Annotated in this window: 1 protein-coding gene; it reads left to right on the plus strand. The window is 69.0% G+C overall.

Translation table 11 applies throughout. From position 1 onward, the window contains the following. Positions 1-432 (plus strand): hypothetical protein (locus R0J87_RS18590; RefSeq protein ID WP_498888042.1); only part of this gene is annotated, 432 nt, incomplete at both ends.

Here is a 432-nt window from a genome sequence, read left to right on the forward strand (position 1 = left end):
CCCAAGGACGCCGGATCAGCCGAGTCTTCCGCCACTTCTACCCTCACGGAAGGCGGGCCTCAGCTCGAAAACGAGCAGGAGGTCAACGGTGCGTTTGAGCGCGTGTTCGGCGGGGATGGCGACACGCCTACCCCCGCGCGACGCAACGCCGAGGATCACGACGAACCCGAATCGACCGCTTCTCTGGAGCGGGCCGGCGAGGACGACGTGGACCCGTCGCTGCGTGACCGCGAGCCAGCGCAGGACCGTGAGGATGAAGCCGGAGGCGAGGAAACCGGCGAGGCGACCGAGGGTGCCAGCGGACGCGGCAAGCCGGGCGAGGATGGCGGTGAGCCTACCCTCGACCCCGTGTTGCGGCACGCGGCGAAGCGTGCAGGCTGGAAGGACGACGAAATCGACGAACTCGTGGCCGCAAAGCCCGAGGTCGCCGAG

The organism is Halomonas sp. SIMBA_159 (assembly GCF_046536035.1).
GTDB lineage: Bacteria > Pseudomonadota > Gammaproteobacteria > Pseudomonadales > Halomonadaceae > Vreelandella > Vreelandella venusta_A.